The sequence below is a fragment of the Streptomyces sp. NPDC096310 genome (genome assembly GCF_044763125.1).
Taxonomy (GTDB): Bacteria; Actinomycetota; Actinomycetes; order Streptomycetales; family Streptomycetaceae; genus Streptomyces.
On the sequence record NZ_JBIWFO010000002.1, the window covers coordinates 235,918 to 252,263 of the forward strand.

The 16,346-nt window shown below is 68.6% G+C and carries 18 protein-coding genes; 15 read left to right on the forward strand and 3 right to left on the reverse strand.

Annotation, left to right across the window (positions count from 1 at the left end):
- Positions 1-218 precede the first annotated feature (218 nt).
- The 10 genes from ACIQ7D_RS06440 (at position 219) to ACIQ7D_RS06485 (ending at position 8,845) form a co-directional block, all read left to right on the forward strand.
- A complete protein-coding gene (locus ACIQ7D_RS06440; RefSeq protein WP_403934190.1) occupies positions 219-1,070 on the forward strand; it encodes a helix-turn-helix domain-containing protein in 852 nt (283 codons plus the stop codon).
- An 11-nt stretch (positions 1,071-1,081) separates the two neighbouring features.
- On the forward strand, positions 1,082-1,354 hold the full coding sequence (locus tag ACIQ7D_RS06445; RefSeq protein ID WP_403934191.1) for a DUF397 domain-containing protein: 273 nt from the start codon (positions 1,082-1,084) through the stop codon (positions 1,352-1,354).
- 317 nt (positions 1,355-1,671) lie between these two features.
- Entirely contained in the window at positions 1,672-2,511 is an 840-nt protein-coding gene (locus tag ACIQ7D_RS06450; protein ID WP_403934193.1) for a hypothetical protein, read from the forward strand.
- Complete coding sequence (locus tag ACIQ7D_RS06455) at positions 2,474-3,967, forward strand: B12-binding domain-containing radical SAM protein (RefSeq protein ID WP_403934194.1); 1,494 nt, start codon at positions 2,474-2,476, stop codon at positions 3,965-3,967. The genes ACIQ7D_RS06450 and ACIQ7D_RS06455 overlap by 38 nt, the downstream gene beginning before the upstream one ends.
- The gene (gene tmk / locus ACIQ7D_RS06460) at positions 3,964-4,617 is read left to right on the forward strand and encodes a dTMP kinase (RefSeq protein WP_403934195.1); all 654 of its coding nucleotides are present in this window, start codon (positions 3,964-3,966) and stop codon (positions 4,615-4,617) included. Before ACIQ7D_RS06455 ends, tmk begins: the two co-directional genes overlap by 4 nt.
- Positions 4,614-5,081 carry an NUDIX domain-containing protein gene (locus ACIQ7D_RS06465; protein ID WP_403934196.1) on the forward strand — a complete coding sequence of 156 codons (468 nt, stop codon included), beginning with the start codon at positions 4,614-4,616 and terminating at the stop codon, positions 5,079-5,081. The genes tmk and ACIQ7D_RS06465 overlap by 4 nt, the downstream gene beginning before the upstream one ends.
- A 99-nt stretch (positions 5,082-5,180) precedes the next feature.
- Positions 5,181-5,714: a DUF6879 family protein gene (locus tag ACIQ7D_RS06470; RefSeq protein ID WP_403934198.1), complete on the forward strand. Its 534-nt coding sequence runs from the start codon at positions 5,181-5,183 to the stop codon at positions 5,712-5,714.
- 26 nt (positions 5,715-5,740) lie between these two features.
- A complete protein-coding gene (locus tag ACIQ7D_RS06475; RefSeq protein WP_403934200.1) occupies positions 5,741-6,592 on the forward strand; it encodes a helix-turn-helix domain-containing protein in 852 nt (283 codons plus the stop codon).
- Positions 6,593-6,751: 159 nt separating this feature from the next.
- The gene (locus ACIQ7D_RS06480; RefSeq protein ID WP_403934202.1) at positions 6,752-8,272 is read left to right on the forward strand and encodes an MFS transporter; all 1,521 of its coding nucleotides are present in this window, start codon (positions 6,752-6,754) and stop codon (positions 8,270-8,272) included.
- Positions 8,273-8,293: 21 nt separating this feature from the next.
- The gene (locus ACIQ7D_RS06485; protein ID WP_403934204.1) at positions 8,294-8,845 is read left to right on the forward strand and encodes a TetR/AcrR family transcriptional regulator; all 552 of its coding nucleotides are present in this window, start codon (positions 8,294-8,296) and stop codon (positions 8,843-8,845) included.
- Between the two features lie 58 nt (positions 8,846-8,903).
- Here ACIQ7D_RS06485 and ACIQ7D_RS06490 read toward each other — a convergent pair whose 3' ends face one another.
- Complete coding sequence (locus ACIQ7D_RS06490) at positions 8,904-10,145, reverse strand: ROK family protein (RefSeq protein ID WP_403934206.1); 1,242 nt, start codon at positions 10,143-10,145, stop codon at positions 8,904-8,906.
- A 185-nt stretch (positions 10,146-10,330) separates the two neighbouring features.
- Between ACIQ7D_RS06490 and ACIQ7D_RS06495 the strand changes: the two genes are divergently transcribed.
- The 4 genes from ACIQ7D_RS06495 (at position 10,331) to ACIQ7D_RS06510 (ending at position 15,055) form a co-directional block, all read left to right on the forward strand.
- Positions 10,331-11,371: a carbohydrate ABC transporter permease gene (locus tag ACIQ7D_RS06495; RefSeq protein ID WP_403934208.1), complete on the forward strand. Its 1,041-nt coding sequence runs from the start codon at positions 10,331-10,333 to the stop codon at positions 11,369-11,371.
- Complete coding sequence (locus tag ACIQ7D_RS06500) at positions 11,371-12,354, forward strand: carbohydrate ABC transporter permease (RefSeq protein ID WP_403934210.1); 984 nt, start codon at positions 11,371-11,373, stop codon at positions 12,352-12,354. Before ACIQ7D_RS06495 ends, ACIQ7D_RS06500 begins: the two co-directional genes overlap by 1 nt.
- 38 nt (positions 12,355-12,392) lie before the next feature.
- The gene (locus ACIQ7D_RS06505) at positions 12,393-13,763 is read left to right on the forward strand and encodes an extracellular solute-binding protein (protein WP_403934212.1); all 1,371 of its coding nucleotides are present in this window, start codon (positions 12,393-12,395) and stop codon (positions 13,761-13,763) included.
- A gap of 80 nt (positions 13,764-13,843) precedes the next feature.
- Positions 13,844-15,055, forward strand: coding sequence for a Gfo/Idh/MocA family protein (locus ACIQ7D_RS06510; RefSeq protein ID WP_403934214.1), 1,212 nt, complete (start codon positions 13,844-13,846; stop codon positions 15,053-15,055).
- Positions 15,056-15,131: 76 nt separating this feature from the next.
- Here ACIQ7D_RS06510 and ACIQ7D_RS06515 read toward each other — a convergent pair whose 3' ends face one another.
- On the reverse strand, positions 15,132-15,539 hold the full coding sequence (locus ACIQ7D_RS06515) for a RidA family protein (RefSeq protein ID WP_403934216.1): 408 nt from the start codon (positions 15,537-15,539) through the stop codon (positions 15,132-15,134).
- Between the two features lie 99 nt (positions 15,540-15,638).
- Between ACIQ7D_RS06515 and ACIQ7D_RS06520 the strand changes: the two genes are divergently transcribed.
- Positions 15,639-16,040 (forward strand): winged helix-turn-helix transcriptional regulator, encoded by a 402-nt coding sequence (locus ACIQ7D_RS06520; protein WP_403934217.1) that lies wholly within the window; start codon positions 15,639-15,641, stop codon positions 16,038-16,040.
- Positions 16,041-16,088: 48 nt separating this feature from the next.
- Here the strand turns inward: ACIQ7D_RS06520 and ACIQ7D_RS06525 are convergent, their stop codons facing one another.
- Entirely contained in the window at positions 16,089-16,337 is a 249-nt protein-coding gene (locus ACIQ7D_RS06525) for a hypothetical protein (RefSeq protein WP_403934219.1), read from the reverse strand.
- Positions 16,338-16,346: the final 9 nt, after the last annotated feature.

Genomic DNA, 16,346 nt, shown 5'->3' on the forward strand with positions numbered 1-16,346 from the left:
TCCCAACGCGGTTGGACAGGCACGCCGCTCGCCCCGCGTGGCATCGGCCGTCCGACGGTCGCCTCACAGCGTCTCGGAGCGGCTGCACTTCGGGCTGATGGGCGAGCCGTGCGGTGCTGCGAGGACCATAGAGCAACCGGGATCAACCTAGCTACAAGCGAAGGTGGCCAGGTTGATCCCTGTGGACCCCCCTTCACCCCGAGGGGCACACTTGCGACATGCCACCCAGGACAGTCACCACCGCCCGGCAACGACGCCTCGGCGCGGAGCTCAGGCGAATGCGGGAAGGGACCGGCTGCACATCGCGTGAAGCGTCACGGCTCCTCGGAATTGACCACACAAAGATCAGCCACATGGAAACAGCCCGGTTCGGCGTCAGCGCGGAAAGGATCCGCGCTCTCGCCTGCGCCTACGAGTGCGACGACCAGGAATACATCGACGGGCTGATCAGAATTTCCGAGGACCGCACCAAGGGGTGGTGGCTGGAATACCGCGAGTCCCTGCCGGCCGACTTTCTCGACATCGCCGAACTTGAGCACCACTGCCACGGCCTGCGCACGTACCAGATCGCCCACATCCCAGGCCTCCTCCAGACAGAGGAACACATCAACGCCATCTTCACCGAAGCCGATCCGCCACTTCTGGGTTCGGCACTCGAAAACCGCATCGGCCACCGGATGCGGCGGCAGGCGGTCCTGGACCGCGAGTGGCCGCCCCGGTTCGAGGCGGTCATCCACGAAGCCGCACTACGCATGCAGTTCGGCGGACGGAAGGTCGCAGGGGCCCAACTGGAGCATCTCCTCGCCATGAGCGAGCGACCGCACGTCGCCATTCACGTCATCCCTTTCAGCGCGGGCGGATTCGCGGGATCCGGCCAGTCGATTTTCTACGCCCAAGGCGACGTGCCGTCACTTGACACCGTGCAGCTCGATGCGACGCACGGTGTTCATTTTCTGGATTCGCCCACCCAACTGCGGAACTACCGAAACCTGCTGGACCGGATGAAGGCCAAGGCGCTTTCTCCTGGCGAGTCACGCGATTTCATCCGCACCGTCGCAGCGCATATGTGAGGGGACAGAAGATGTCAGACAGCAATTGGCAAATATCGTCGTACTGCCAGGCGGGGAACTCCTGCGTGAGCGTCCGACGCACCGAGGCCGATGTCCAGGTACGCGAGAGCGAGCAGCCGGACGAGGCCATCAGCGCAACGCCGGACACATTCCGGGCGCTCATTCTCGGCGTGAAGACGGGCACGTTCGACGACCTGATCCAGCGCACCCGCCCCCTCCCTCACCCCGGCACGGAAGCCCGCACCGGGCACCTCCGCACCGTCCCGCAGAATCACTCGTTGTGAGTAGCTCCATTGATCCTGTGGGGTAAGTAGCGCTACGGTCACGGTGTGTCGCCGACCGAGGCCTCTCACTGTTCCCCCGCCCCGGGCGGCGCACCACTCCCGTACCACCGCCCAGAAGAAGGGCACCGCCGCCATGGCCCCAGCCTTGGCCCCACCGGACAACGCCGGCTGTCGCAGCGAGGCACGGCGTCGCCTCCGGAGGGGCGACCCCGCTCAGCGACACGATCGGCGTCAACCAAGTCACACAGAGCCGCCTCGGCCCACGAGCCCCTGGGACATGCTGTCCTGACGCCCGTGCATATCGCCGAGGAGGAACCGTGACACTCGTCGCTCTGACTACCGATCACCCTGCCTGGACCACCGCACCCGACGGCACGCAAACGCGTCTCATGGACACCGGTTCGGGCCTGTGGCTGGCCACCTTCACCCCGCAAGACGGCTTCGGTCTGGACAACCTCGCCGGCAGCGAAGACACCAAGCCGACGACGTCCGGCACCCGGGCAGACGAGCTACCGGCCCACCTGCCAAGCCTCCTCGGCGCGCCGCTCGCAGCTCTGGGAACGGTGCTGCGAGTGCCGAACCCGTCCCTGTGGGACGCCGTCAGTACAGCGATTCTGCGGCAGGTCGTCAGGGCCGCGCAGGCCCGGAAGGTTTACCGCGCCTGGTGCCAGACCCACGGCACGACCCTGAACACCATCCACGGACCGCTGTCGGTCGTGCCCGGCCCCGAAGCCGTCCTCACCCTCGCGGAGAAGGATTTCAAGAACGTCGGAGCCGCGTTCCACCGGACCGCATTGCAGGCTGCCGCGGCGGCCTACCTCGATCAGGGTGAACGCTGGCGGACCCTGACGGCCGACCAACTCGTCATCGCCTTGGACGACGTACCCCGAATCGGGCCCTGGACTGCCTCGGCGGCGGCGAGCGACTACAGCGGCGACTTCTCCGTCTACCCGCACCACGACCTGGCTGTACGCACCTGGGCCCGCCGGATCGCTCCCGATCACCCATGGCCTACCACCGAGAAGGAGTTCGGCACCACCTGGCGCCGATGGGCCGACGACACCCGGCAATTGCACGCCCTCACCCTGTTCACACTCACCTGGGGGACCACCCATGCCGATGACCGGCAGCACGGAGGCACAGCACCACAGGACTGACTTGATCGCCGGAGCCGACCCGTCCCGACCGCTGGACGCGGTGTTCGTCAACGCACCGCTGCGGGACTACTCCCGGCGCCCGCGCGTCAACGACTACACCCTGCCCGTCCTCGGGATGGCCTACATCGCCACTTACGCCCAGCAGGCCGGCTACAACGTCGGCCTCCTGGACGCCGAAGCACACGGGCTCGGCATCGACCGGACCGCACGCATCGTGAACGAAGCCGGCCCGCGCTGGGCCGGGTTCAACCTGCTCGCCCCGACCTACGGTATCTCCGCACGGATCGCCCACACCCTCGATCCGGACATCAAGGTGATGGTCGGCGGTCACCACGCCAAGGCCATGCCGCAAGGCGTCCTCACCGACCCCAGATTCGAGCGGCTGACCGCACTGATCCTCGGCGAGGGCGAGACCCGCGTCGCGGCCCTGCTGGAGGACCACACCCGCCGGGCCGCCCTGCCGCAGGTGATGTGGCGCGACCACCTGCTCGGTACCACCGCTGTCGGTATCCACCACGGCGACCCCACCGAGTGGATCTCACCGGACATCAACACGCTGCCCTTCGTGGATCGCGCTTTCCTCCCGCAGGATCCCTATACGGCCGACGACGGCCGCAAGGAGGGCAACATCGTCGGTTCGCGCGGCTGCCCCTACGACTGCGGGTTCTGCGGAGCAGCAGCCTCCATGAACCCGGAGATCAAGATCCGCACCCGTACCCCGGAGAACGTCCTGGCCGAGCTCGATCAGATGAACGCCTGTTACGGAACGACCGCCTACCGGTTCGTCGATGATCTGTTCCTCGGAGCCGAGCGCATCATCCGCACCTCCATGGACGCCTTCACGTCCGACAGAACCGGCGAACGCTACGTCTGGGATGCCACCGGCCGCATCAACGTCCTCGACCGGCTGGAGGACACGCTGCTCGACACCCTCGCGGCCAACGGCTTGCGGGAGGTCGCGCTCGGCATCGAGTCCGGCTCGGACCGGGTACTCAAGGCGATGGACAAGCGGATCACCGTCGACATGACGGCCTCCGTGACACGCCGATTACTGGAGCGCGGTATCGGCGTCAAGGGATACTTCATCCTCGGGTATCCGGGTGAGCTCACCGACGACCTCACCGCCACCGTCGAGCACATCCAGCGCCTCTGGGATCTGGCCGACAGACTGCCGGGCCGTTTCAGGGCATCAGTGTTCGAGTTCCGGCCCTACCCCGGCTCTCCCGTGTGGGCCCAGCTCGTCAAAGCCGGCCACGACCCGCAGCAGTTGCAGGCATACGACGACATCGACCTGACCGAGTTCGGCGCCGACGAGGCGATGCGGGGCCGTGACGAGTTCAACTTCTCCGTCGGCATCCCCTTCTCCCAGACCCCGCTGCCAGTCATCCGCTTGCACCTGGCCAACCTCTCCCGCCTTCAGCACGCCCGGAACCAGGCCACGGCGGTCGACCGGTGAACGCCCCCGGGTTCTTCCTCGCCGTGGACGGTCCAGGAGGGATCGGGAAATCCACGACCGTCGCGGCCCTCGCCCAGCAGCTCCAGCAGGCCGGTCATGCGGTGCACGCCACCACCGAGCCATCCAGCAGTCCCCTCGGCCAAGTCACCCGCCGACTCGCCAACGACGTACGGGGGCCCGCTCTGGCCCTGCTGGTCGCCGCCGACCGGAACCACCATCTGGCCACGGAGATCCGTCCGCGCCTGGCTACCGGCCAAACGGTCGTCTGCGACCGCTACCTGCCGTCCAGCCTGGTCCTCCAGCGCCTGGACGGAGTGCCGCTGGACTTCATCCGGGCCATCAACGCGGGTATCGACCTGCCCGACCTGGCGGTGATCCTCACCGCGTCGGCCGACACCATCGCCCGACGTCTGGTCACCCGTGGCTCCCACCACCGCTTCGAGGACGACCTCGGCAACGTACAGAGGGAGCTGGACCTCTATGAGCAGGCGGTCCTCGTTCTCGAATCCATGCAGGTACGAGTGGTCAGCATCGACGTGGACTCCGTCACCCCGGAGGGTGCCGCCGCCGCGATTCTGCACGCGGCCGACATTCCCTCGGCTACCGTCCCACCAACTGCCCCGTCCCCGAATCCGGATAACCCACCATGACGCACAGCAGCCCCGTTATCGACGTGCACCTGATCCTGCGCGACGGCGACAAGATCCTCCTGTCCCAGCGCGGCGGTCCCTACGGCTACGGCCAGTGGCACGCGCCCTCCGGCAAGCTCGACCCCGGCGAGCCCCTGACCGTCGCCACCGTCCGCGAGGCGTACGAGGAGACCGGAGCCGTGGTCGACCCCGACCACATCCGGCTCGTCCACACAGTCCACCACCGCCAGGGCGACGGCGCCCCCGACCGGATCGGGTTCTTCTTCGAAGCAACCCAGTGGGACGGTGAGCCGGTCAACCGGGAGCCGGAAAAGTGCCTCCAACTCCAGTGGTTCACCGTCCATGACCTGCCCGGCGAATTGATCCCCTACCCGGCAGTCGGCCTGCTGGGGTACCTCGAAGGGGACCTCGGCATCACGATGCACGGATGGCCGGCCGGCGCGGGAGACGACTCGATGCGTTGAGCAGCACAGTCATGCGAGCCCCGGAAGTCCCCGGGCCCGCGCCAGGACACCTCCGAAAGAAGTATCCGCCCATGGTCCACCTGCCGCGGAAGGCGTGCGATGTCGCAGAACAAGCCAAACTTCAAGGAGCTCCTGGCGGCGGCCCAGCACTCCGCCGTCCACCTGGAGATGCGCGACGTCTACGGTGTCGGGGACGAGGCCGACGACTTCACCGAGTGGAAGCGTTCAGGCCGCCGCGACACCGACCCCCGGTCCGACTACTGGGCTCCCTGGGTCGACCTGATCGGTAAGGCCACCGCGCGCGGGGTCGTCGTACGGCGCGCCCGTGTGGTCTCCGAACCGGTCACCGACTACATCCGCTACGAGCACGCCGGGGCGGACGTCAACGTGCACGCGGGTGAGCAGGTGCGCTGGCTGCCCCGGCGCAAGGCCGCCACTCTCCTGCTTCCCGGCAGCGATCTGTGGATCTTCGACAGCGCGAAGGTCATGTTCAACCACTTTGGCGGAGAGGGGGATTGGGCCGAACCGAGGATGGAGCTACGGTCGGGGACGGACGTCGTCAAGCAGTGCGTCGACGCGTTCGAAGCCGTATGGGAGCGCGCCGTCCCGCACGGCACCTACGAGATCCGCTGACGAACGAACACCGGTAGGCCAGCTCCGTGCCCATATCTCCGTCGTCCTCCGCCCAAGCCGCCCGCAGGAACGTCGCCCGGCGGCTGCGCGGCATCAGGAGGGACGCGGGGCTCACGGGTACCGAGCTGGCCTCTGCGTGCGGCTGGCATCACGCGAAGACCTCTCGTGTCGAGAACGCGCGGACTCCGCCCTCACCGACCGATATCCGCCTGTGGTGCCGGGCCTGCTCGGCCGAGGACCAGGCGGAGGACCTGATCGCCGCGTCCCTGCACGCGGAATCGCTCTACATGGAGTGGCGGCGCCGAGCCCGTACCGGCCTCCGCCAGATCCAGGAGAGCTACACACCTCTGTACAAGTCCACCCAGGCATTCCGCGTCTACACGACGGGCCTGATACCCGGCATGCTGCAGACCGAGGGGTACGCGCAAGCTCTGCTCAGCACGAATGCGCGCCTCCTGGATGTCCCCGACGACGGCGCCGAGGCGGCCGCGGCCCGCGTGAAGCGGTCGCAGATCATCCACGAGGCAGGGCACCGCTTCGTACTCCTCGTCGAGGAACACGTACTCCGCTTCCAACTGGGCGACAGCGACACCATGGCAGCCCAGCTCGGCCATCTCCTCAGCGCCGGAACCCTTCCCTCCGTATCGCTGGGCGTGATCCCGATGAGCACACCACGTCGGCCGCTCTGGGTACAGGAGACATTCAGCGTCTTCGACGACACGCTGGTGAACGTGGAGTTGCTCTCGGCACAGGTCAACATCGTCCAGCCGTCCGAAATCGCCCTCTACCTCCAGGCGTTCGAGGAGCTTCAGGGCCTCGCCGTGTACGGCGCCCAGGCGCGCGCCCTGATCGTACGGGCGATCGAGGCGCTGGACTGAGACGCAGGCCCTGGCGGATCACCCCGGGCAGGCCGCGCCAGGCTTCTCGTTACAAAAGGGCAGGTCAACGGTCTGCCGTCGCCTCCCTGACTTCATAACTGTACCTTCCGTAAGGTACAGTTACGGAATCAGAAGGGTCCGCTTGAAAGGCGTGCGGAGATGGTTTTGAGTACGAAGCGGCGCCGGCTGCTGCTCACGGTGGTGAGCGCGGGGCTGCTGTTGATCACGTTGGACAATTCCATCCTGTACGCGGCGTTGCCGACGCTGGTGGAGGATCTCGGCGCGAGCAGTTCCGAGGGCTTGTGGATCATCAACGCCTATCCGGTGGTGATGGCCGGGCTGCTGCTGGGCAGTGGGACGCTGGGAGACCGGGTGGGGCACCGGCGGATGTTCCTGATCGGCCTGGTGGTCTTCGGGACCGCCTCGCTGGCGGCCGCGTTCTCATCGACTCCGGAAGGCCTGATCGCGGCACGGGCGTTTCTCGCGGTGGGTGCGGCGACGATGATGCCCGCGACCCTCGCCCTGATCCGGGTCACGTTCGAGGACGAGCGCGAGCGCAACGTCGCCATCGCCGTCTGGGGAAGCCTGGCGATCGTGGGCAGCGGGCTGGGCCCGATCGTCAGCGGCATCCTGCTCAACAGCTTCTGGTGGGGATCGGTCTTCCTCATCAACGTCCCGGTCGTCATCGCCGCGATCATCGCCACCCTGGTTCTGGCGCCCCCCAACGACGCGGACCCCACCAAGCGCTGGGACCTGATCTCCTCGCTCCTCGCGCTCGTCGCCCTGGTCGGCCTGGTGATCGCGATCAAGGAGACGGCGAAGACCGGCCCCACCCTCCTCGTCATCGCCGCAGCCGCCCTCGCGGCCGCTGTGGGCGGGTGGGCGTTCGTACGGCGGCAGCAGCGCCTGCCCTACCCCTTGCTGGATTTCGCGATCTTCCGCAACCGGGCGTTCCTCGCCGGCGTACTGGCCGCCGGGCTGTCGATGTTCGCCATCGCCGGTGTCCAACTGGTGACCACCCAGCGCTTCCAGCTCGTGGAAGGCTTCACCCCGCTGCGCGCGGGGTTCCTGGTCGCCGCCGTCGCCCTGGGTTCGCTGCCGACGGCCATGGTCGGCGGTGCCGTTCTGCACAGGGTCGGCCTGCTGCCCATCGTCGCGGGCGGTCTCGCCCTCGGCACGGCCGGTTCCGTGGTGGTCCTGGTCAGCTTCGACACCAGCATGGGACTGCTCATCGCCGGGCTGCTGATCACCGGTGCCGGACTCGGGTCGGCCATGTCCGTCGCCTCCAGCGCGATCATGGGCAACGTCCCGGCCCGCCGGGCCGGTATGGCCTCCTCCGTCGAGGAGGTGTCCTACGAGTTCGGCAGCCTCATCGCGGTCGCCCTCCTCGGCAGTCTCCTGACCGCCGTCTACAGTGCGACCGTCGACCTGCCCTCGGGGACTCCCGACCGGGCGCGCGACAGTCTCGACGCCGCGCTCGCCCTGGCCGGGCAGGACAACCCCTCGCTGATCACCGCCGCCTCACACGCCTTCGACAGCGCCTACTTCGGCGTGATGGTCGTGGTCACCGCCGTGATGGCCATCGGCGCGATCGCCACGGGCCTCCTCCTGCGCCGCCATGGCCCCGGGTCGGCACTGTCCGCCCCCGTACACGCCGTTGAAGCCCCAGCACACCACTGACACCCGGCCCCGGAGCACCCCATGCGGACCAGCAAGCGAACCCAGATCCTCGAAGCCGCCACCCGCGTCGTGGAGCGCGAAGGCGTCAAAAGCGTCACCTTCGACTCCGTCGCCGCCGAGGCCGGCCTCACCAAGGGCGGTCTCCTCTACCACTTCGCTTCCCGGGAAGACCTCGTCCAGGCCATCCACCAGTACCTCGCCGACCAGTGGGAAGCGGGCATGACGGCAGCGGCGGGGAAGCCCGCGGCGGACGCCACTCCCGCCGAACGGCTCACCGCCTACATCCGCGTCACCACCCAGAGCGCCACACGGGCCGAGCTGCTGTTCATGCTCGAAGGTGCGACGACCGCCGAACACGCGGCCCCCTGGAACGCGGTGATCGAACGGTGGGCACCGCCACCGCCACCGGCCCTGCCCACCGACGACCCCGCCACGCTCGACCAGTTCATCGCCCGGCTGGCCGCCGACGGCCTGTGGCTGTACGAATCCCTCACTGCCGAACGCCTGGACCCCGAGCTACGGCATGCCATCGCCGAACGCATGGCCGGCGCCCTCGGCCGCGACGACGACTGACATCCGTCCGCACCCGGCCTCGGCCTTCCCGCGTCCCCAACCTCCCGGGGCGGTACACCTAAGGCTTCGGCCCGCCCAGGACCAGGATTTTGATCGCCAGGACCGCCGCGCCCCTGGCCCAGTCGTTGAAGTCGGAGATCTTGGTCTCCAGGGCGACCGGTTCCGCGAGCGGGTGGCGGTTGGCGGCGATCGCCTCGTGGATCGTCGGGTTCGCCACCGCCACCAGGCCCACGCCCTCCCCCGCGAGCAGGATCTTCTGCGGCATGGCGAAGTTGGCGATCTGCGCCACCACCGTGCCCAGCGCGCGGGCCGCCTCGCCGATCACCCGGGACGCCGGGGGGGCGCCCGCCGCGGCGAGGGTGAGGATCTCGTCGTACGTATGGTTCCGGCCGGTGGCCGCCGCGACCTGGTAACGGATGCTCGGGATGGAGAGCAGCGAGACGGCGCTGCCCCGGTCGCCGTCCGGGGTGAGGGGGCCCTGCGGGTCGATGATCCAGCGGCGGCCGATGCCCCGGCCGTCGTCGCCTGAGCGGACCAGTTGGCCGCCGATGACCAGGCCGTACCCGACCCCGGCGCCGATGGTGAGGACGACGAAGCGGTCGAGACCGCGGCCGGCGCCGAACCACGCCTCGGACTCGACCAGCGCGGCCACGTCGTTCTCGACCACGACGGGCAGATCCGTGCGCTGTTCGAGGAGGTCGGCGAAGGGGACGCCGTCCCAGCCGAGGAAGGGTGAGGTGACCGCGCACCCGGGGCCGACGACATGGCCGCCGAGGCCCACGCCGATCCCGGCGAGGCGCGGGAAGTCGCCGGCGAAGCCGGTGGTCATCGTGTGCAGGAGGTCGGCCACGTCGGCCGGATCGCGGGTACGCAGCGGAAGCGCGCGGGCGGCGACGACCTCGCTCTTGAGGGTGGTTACGACTCCGTAGGCCGTGTCCTCCGTGATCTTGAAGCCGGCGAAGTAGCGGGAGTCCGCGACGATGTCCAGCGGCTGGGAGGGCCTGCCCTGCCGGATGGCCGGGGGCGGGGTCCGCGCGGCGGAGGACGGGCCCCCGACGGCCGGCGGCACCGGGGCCGGGGCCGGGTCCTCCACCAGCAGGCCCGACTCGATCAGCGGTTTGGTGAGCCGAGTGAGGCTGCCCGCCGACAGGTTCAGCTTGCGCGCGATCTCGCTGCGCGACACCGGCCCGTGCGTCAGCACCTCGATCGCCACGGCCCGCTCGGCGGGGCTCAGCGGTGACCAACTCGCGGCAAGCATGCGCGGGTTCCCCTTGTTCCTGTCGCTCCCGTTGGAGTCCATGACGGTGCTCCCGGTTCATCGTAGCCAGGCTCGGCAGCCTTATTTTATTTCACCACGGAAGAAACGCGGCCTCTCTGTCGTGATCCATGACCCCCTGATCCACATGTGCACACCTCTTGACGTGGCGATTGTTTCACGACGAAAGTAACCACCCCGAGGACGAGTCACGGACAAGGGAGTCTCTGATGACGGTCGCCTCACACGGCGCACCTCCCGGCCCCACGGCGCCAGGCCCCGCGACACCTGGCCCCGCGACACCTGGCCGCGCGATACCTGGCCGCGCGCTCCTGGCGAAAGCCGCACGCGGCCGGAGCAAGGGCGGTGACAGGAACAGAAAGCACACCGGCAGCGGTGGACGCGGGGACGGGCCCCTCGCGGCGGCCTTCATCGCCCCCGCCCTGCTCGGCTTCCTGGTCTTCCTGCTCTGGCCCACCCTGCGCGGCGTCCATCTGAGCTTCACCCGCTACAACCTGCTCACGCCCGCCGAGTGGGTCGGGCTGGACAACTACCGCCGGATGATCAACGACCCCATCTTCTGGGGGTCCCTGCGCGTCACCGTCGAGTACGTCGTCATCAACATCGGTGTGCAGACGGTCGCCGCCCTCTGCATCGCCGTACTCATGCAGCGGCTGACCAACTCCTCCCTCCTGCGCTCCGTCGTCCTCACCCCGTATCTCGTCTCGAACGTCGTCGCGGGCATCGTCTTCCTCTGGATCCTCGACACCCAGATCGGCATCGGCAACGAGATCCTGGGGGCGCTCGGCTTCGACCACATCCCCTTCCTCGCGAGCGAGGAGTGGGTCGTCCCCAGCATCGCGATGATCAACGTATGGCGGCACGTCGGCTACACGGCCCTGCTGCTCTTCGCCGGACTCCAGGCCATCCCCGGCGATGTGTACGAGGCCGCGCGGGTGGACGGCGCCGGTGAGCTGCGGATGTTCTGGCGGATCTCGCTGCCGCTGCTGCGGCCGGTGCTCGCGGTCGTCCTGATCATGACGGTCATCGGATCGTTCCAGGTCTTCGACACCGTGGCGGTCGCCACGACGGGCCCCGGCGGCCCGGCCAACGCCAGCAACGTTCTCCAGCTCTACATCTACGACTCGGCGTTCGGGCGGTTCCAGTTCGGCTACGCGTCCGCCATGTCCGTGGCGCTGCTGGCCGTCCTGAGCGTGATCACGATCATCCAGTACCGGGTCACCCGGGCCGGCGAGACGGACCTCGGCTGATGGGCCCCCGCACGCCGGCCGACGCGCCCGCCCCCGCCGAGTCCGTACCGGAGTCCGTACCCGAGTCCGTACCCGTGCCCGCCGCCGTATCCGTACGGCGCGGCCGCCGTCTGCCGTCGCCCGGACGGGTCGTGGCCTGGGGGGTGATGGCCGCGATCGTGCTGATCACCCTGCTGCCCTTCTACTGGATCGCGCGGACGGCCCTCTCCTCCAACACCGCGCTCACCACCGACCCGGCCAACCCCCTTCCCGTGGACTTCGGCTGGGGCGGGTTCGAGCGGGTCTTCGGATTGCAGAGCACCCAGGAGGCGCTGGCCCAGGGCGGCGCGGGCGGCTCCCTGAACTTCTGGCGCTACCTCCTCAACTCAACTGTCGTAGCAGCAATGGTGACGATCTGTCAGTTGCTGTTCTCTGCCATGGCCGCGTACGCCTTCGCCCGGCTGCGCTGGCGCGGCAGGGACCAGGTCTTCGGGCTCTTCCTCGCCGGGCTGATGGTGCCGGCCATCTTCACCCTGCTGCCGAACTTCATCCTGATCAAGGAACTCGGCCTGGTGGACACGCTGCTCGGGATCGCGCTGCCGACGATGTTCATGACGCCGTTCGCGGTCTTCTTCCTGCGGCAGTTCTTCATGAACCTGCCCCGAGAGCTGGAGGAGGCCGCGCTGCTGGACGGCGCGGGAAAGATACGGATCTTCTTCCGGCTCGCCCTGCCCATGGCGTCCGCGCCGATGGCCACCCTGGGCGTCCTCACGTACATCACGGCGTGGAACGACTACTTCTGGCCGCTGATGGTCTCGTACAGCGACAGCTCGCGCGTGCTGACCGTGGCCCTGTCGGTCTTCCGCTCGCAGACCCCGCAGACGGGTACGGACTGGGCCGGGCTGATGGCCGCGACGCTGGTCGCCGCCCTGCCGATGCTCCTGCTCTTCGGTGTCTTCGCGCGGCGGATCGTCAACTCCATCGGCTTCAGCGGGCTCAAGTGACCAGGTCGGACAGAGAGGTTGAGATTGTGCACAGCCCCGTGAAACCTTCCCGCCGGTTCTCCCTTCCGTCGGCCGCCCTCGTCGGCGCCGTCTCCCTCTCGCTCCTCGCCACCGGGTGCGGCTCAGGGGCCTCCTCGTCCGCCTCGGCCTCGCCCGACACGGTCTCGTACTGGCTCTGGGACTCCAACCAGTTGCCCGGATACCAGGAGTGCGCCAAGGGGTTCGAGCGGGCGAACCCGGGCGTCCGGGTCGCCGTCTCGCAGGTCGGCTGGGACGACTACTGGACCAAGCTCACCGCCAGCATGATCGCGGGCACGGAGCCGGACGTCTTCACCGACCACATCACCAAGTTCGCGCAGTTCGCCGACCTGGATGTGCTCGCCCCACTGGACGAACTGCCCGCCACCCGGACCATCAAGGACTCCGACTACCAGTCCGGCCTCGCCTCCCTGTGGGTCGGCCAGGACGGCCACCGCTACGGCGCGCCCAAGGACTGGGACACCGTCGCGATGTTCTACGACAAGAAGAAGACCGACGCCGCCGGGATCTCCGCCGGCACCATGAACACCCTCGACTGGAACCCGGTCGACGGCGGCACCTTCGAGAAGACCCTCGCCCGTCTCACCGTCGACACCAAGGGCCGGCGCGGCGACCAGCCCGGCTTCGACAAGAACCACGTCAAGACGTACGGGCTGGCCGGCAACGACGCCGGGATGGCCGACGGCCAGACCCAGTGGAGCGCCTTCACCGGCTCGGCCGGGTGGAACTACACGGACAAGCCGTGGGGGACCCACTACAACTACGACCAGAAGGCGTTCCAGTCCACGATCGACTGGTACTTCGGCCTCGCGAAGAAGGGCTACCTCGCCCCGTACGAGGTCTTCTCCGAGTCCAACCAGGCCGATGTACAGCTCAGTTCGGGCCGGGCGGCCATCGCACTGCACGGCTCCTGGATGACCAAGACCATCTACGGCTTCCAGGGCATCGACGCGCGCACCGCCCTGACCCCGGTCGGCCCCACCGGTAAGCGCGCCACCATGCGGAACGGACTCGCCGACTCCCTCACCAAGCGCGGCGCGAAGAAGCCCGCCGCCCAGAGGTGGCTGGCGTACCTCGCCTCCGACGCCTGTCAGACGGTGATCGGGCGGCAGGGCGTAGTCTTCCCGGCCACCAAGGCGGGTACGGAGGCGGCGATCGCCGCGTACCGGAAGGAGGGCATCGACGTCACCGCCTTCACCAAGCCGGTCGCGGACGGCACGACGTTCTCGTACCCGATCACCAACTACGCGGCGGACGTGGTGGCCCTCATGCGGCCCGCCATGCAGGACGTGTACGCCAACGGCGCCCCGGTGGGCACGCTCACCACGACCAACGAGCAGATCAACCTCCTCCTCGCGCAGGACGGCTGAGCGCCCGCCTCGGCCTCGGCAGTGAATTACGGCAGTGAATTACGGCAGTGAACACAACCAACCACCGTGAAAGGTGTTTCATGTCCTTCTCCCTTGGCATCGTCGGCGCCGGCCAGTTCGCCGGCCAGTTCGCGAAACTCTGGCGGCTCCACCCCGGCGTCGGCGACATCTTCGCGACCGACCTGCTCCCCGAGCGGGCCGAGAAACTGGTCCTGGACCATGACCTCGCCGGCACCCTGCCGTCCTTCGACGCCCTGCTCGCCTCGGACGTCGACGCGGTCGCGGTCTTCACCCAGCGCTGGACGCACGGCCCGCTCGTCGTCAAGGCGCTGCGCGCCGGGAAGCATGTCTACTCGGCGGTGCCGATGGCCATCTCCGAGGAGGAGATCGCCGCCATCATCGACGCCGTACGGGAGACCGGCCTGACGTACATGATGGGCGAGACCAGCCAGTACAACCCGGCCACCGTGTACGCCCGTGACCAGGTCGCGGACGGCGCGTTCGGCCGGATCTTCCACGCCGAGGGCGACTACGTCCACGACATGGACCTGGGCTTCTACGAGGCGTACCAGTACAGCGGCGGCGAGGCCTGGAAGTCGACCGCCAGCTACCCGCCCCTGCTCTACCCGACCCACTCGGTGGGCGGTGTGCTCGGCGCCTGGCGCACGCACGCGGTGAGCGTCTCCGCGATCGGGGTCAGGGACGAGCGGGGGGACGGCGTCTTCGACAAGGACGTCAGCCAGTTCGACAACGACTTCTCCAACGCCACCGCGCTCTTCGAGGTCGCGGGCGGCGGTTCGTTCCGTATCAACGAGTTCCGGCGCGTGGGCTACCCGTCGCACATCCGGGAGTCGCGGTTCCGGTTCTTCGGTACGGAGGGGAGCCTGGAGCAGCTCGCCACGGTCAGTGTGTGGCAGGACAAGAAGGGGGTCCAGGACGTCACGGACCACCTCCGGCCGAAGCAGACGCTCTCCCCCGACGACCCGTCGCTCGCGCATGTCTCGCCCGCGCTGCGGGACGCGTTCACGTCGGGTTCGGCGCCGGTGCACGACCGGTCACGGCTGCCGAAGGAGTTCACCAACGTGTCCAACGGTCACGAGGGAAGCCACCACTTCCTCGCGGACGACTTCGTGACCGCCGTCGGTACGGGCACACTGCCGCCGGTCAACGCGTGGGTCGCGGCGCGCTACACCCTGCCGGGGATCGTCGCGCACGCGTCCGCGCTGAAGGGCGGGGAACGGCTCCCCATCCCGGACTTCGGGGACGCGCCGGCGCAGCAGCCGCGACCGTAGGTACGGGGTACGGGGTACGGGGTACGGGGTTACGTAAGGGGTACGAGCCGGCCGGGAACGGCCGGCTCACGCCCGCTCAGTCGAGGACCGCCGTGGCCTCGACCTCGACCAGGAGGTCGGGCGCCGCCAGGGCGGCGACCCCGATCCCGGTGAGCGGCGCGGACGGGGTGACCCCCAGCTTCGCGGCGGCGCGGGCGACCCCCTCCGCGAACAGGGGCATCTTGTCCGGGGTCCAGTCGACGAGGTAGACGGTCAGCTTCGTCACGTCGTCGAAGGAGCCGCCGGCCTCGGCCAGGGCGGCGCCGACGTTGAGGTAGCACTGCTCGACCTGCGCGGCGAAGTCGCCGGCGCCGACCGTGCCCCCGTCGGCGTCCCAGGCGACCTGCCCGGCGACGAAGACCAGCTTCGAACCCGTCGCGATCGACACCTGCCGGTAGAGATCGACCTCCGGCAATCCGTTGGGGTTCACCAGGGTGATGGCCATGCCGCCCGCCTCTTCTGTGGTCTCTTGTGGTTACTCAGGAACCGTAGGAGAGTGTGCGCTGACATGGAAGAACGCACTTTTCGGTAACGGGGGAACCTGATGGTGACCAAGCAGTTCAGCGGCTCGCCGGACGAGGCGGACCTGACCCGCGCGGACTCGCTGGCGCGGGAGATCTTCTCGGACATCGCCAACAAGTGGGCGTTCCTGATCATCGAAGCGCTGGGGGAGCGCACCCTGCGCTTCGGCGAGGTGCGCAAGGAGGTCGAGGGCATCAGCCACAAGATGCTCACCCAGAACCTGCGCATGATGGAGCGCAACGGCCTCGTCGAGCGGACGGTGCACCCCACCGTGCCGCCGCGCGTCGACTACACCCTCACCGAGCCGGGCCGGGCCCTGCGGGCGACGGTCGACGCGATGTGCGACTGGACCCACCGGTACCTGGGCCACATCGAGGCATCGCGCGGCGGCTTCGAAGCCTCCCGCGCCGACGCCGACGCCTGACCGGCCGTTTCTCTTCCCCTTTCCGGCTTCTCTCCTCTCCTTCTCTTCTCAGATGCTCGCCAGCCGGGCCGCGAGCGCGCGCAGCCCGTCCAGCCGGTGCGCGTCGTACGCGAAGGAGAGGCGGTGTCCCTTGCGCGGGATGATCGTCACGCGGGGGCGGGCACCGTCGCTGAACTCCAGCCGGGGCTCCTGCCAGATGTGATAGCGGTGGGTCTCGGCGAGACCGAACACCTCCAGCACACTGCCGTCGAAGACGAGCAAGGCGTTGTCGTTCGCTTGCGCTTCGTACCAAAGCATGGACGGGAG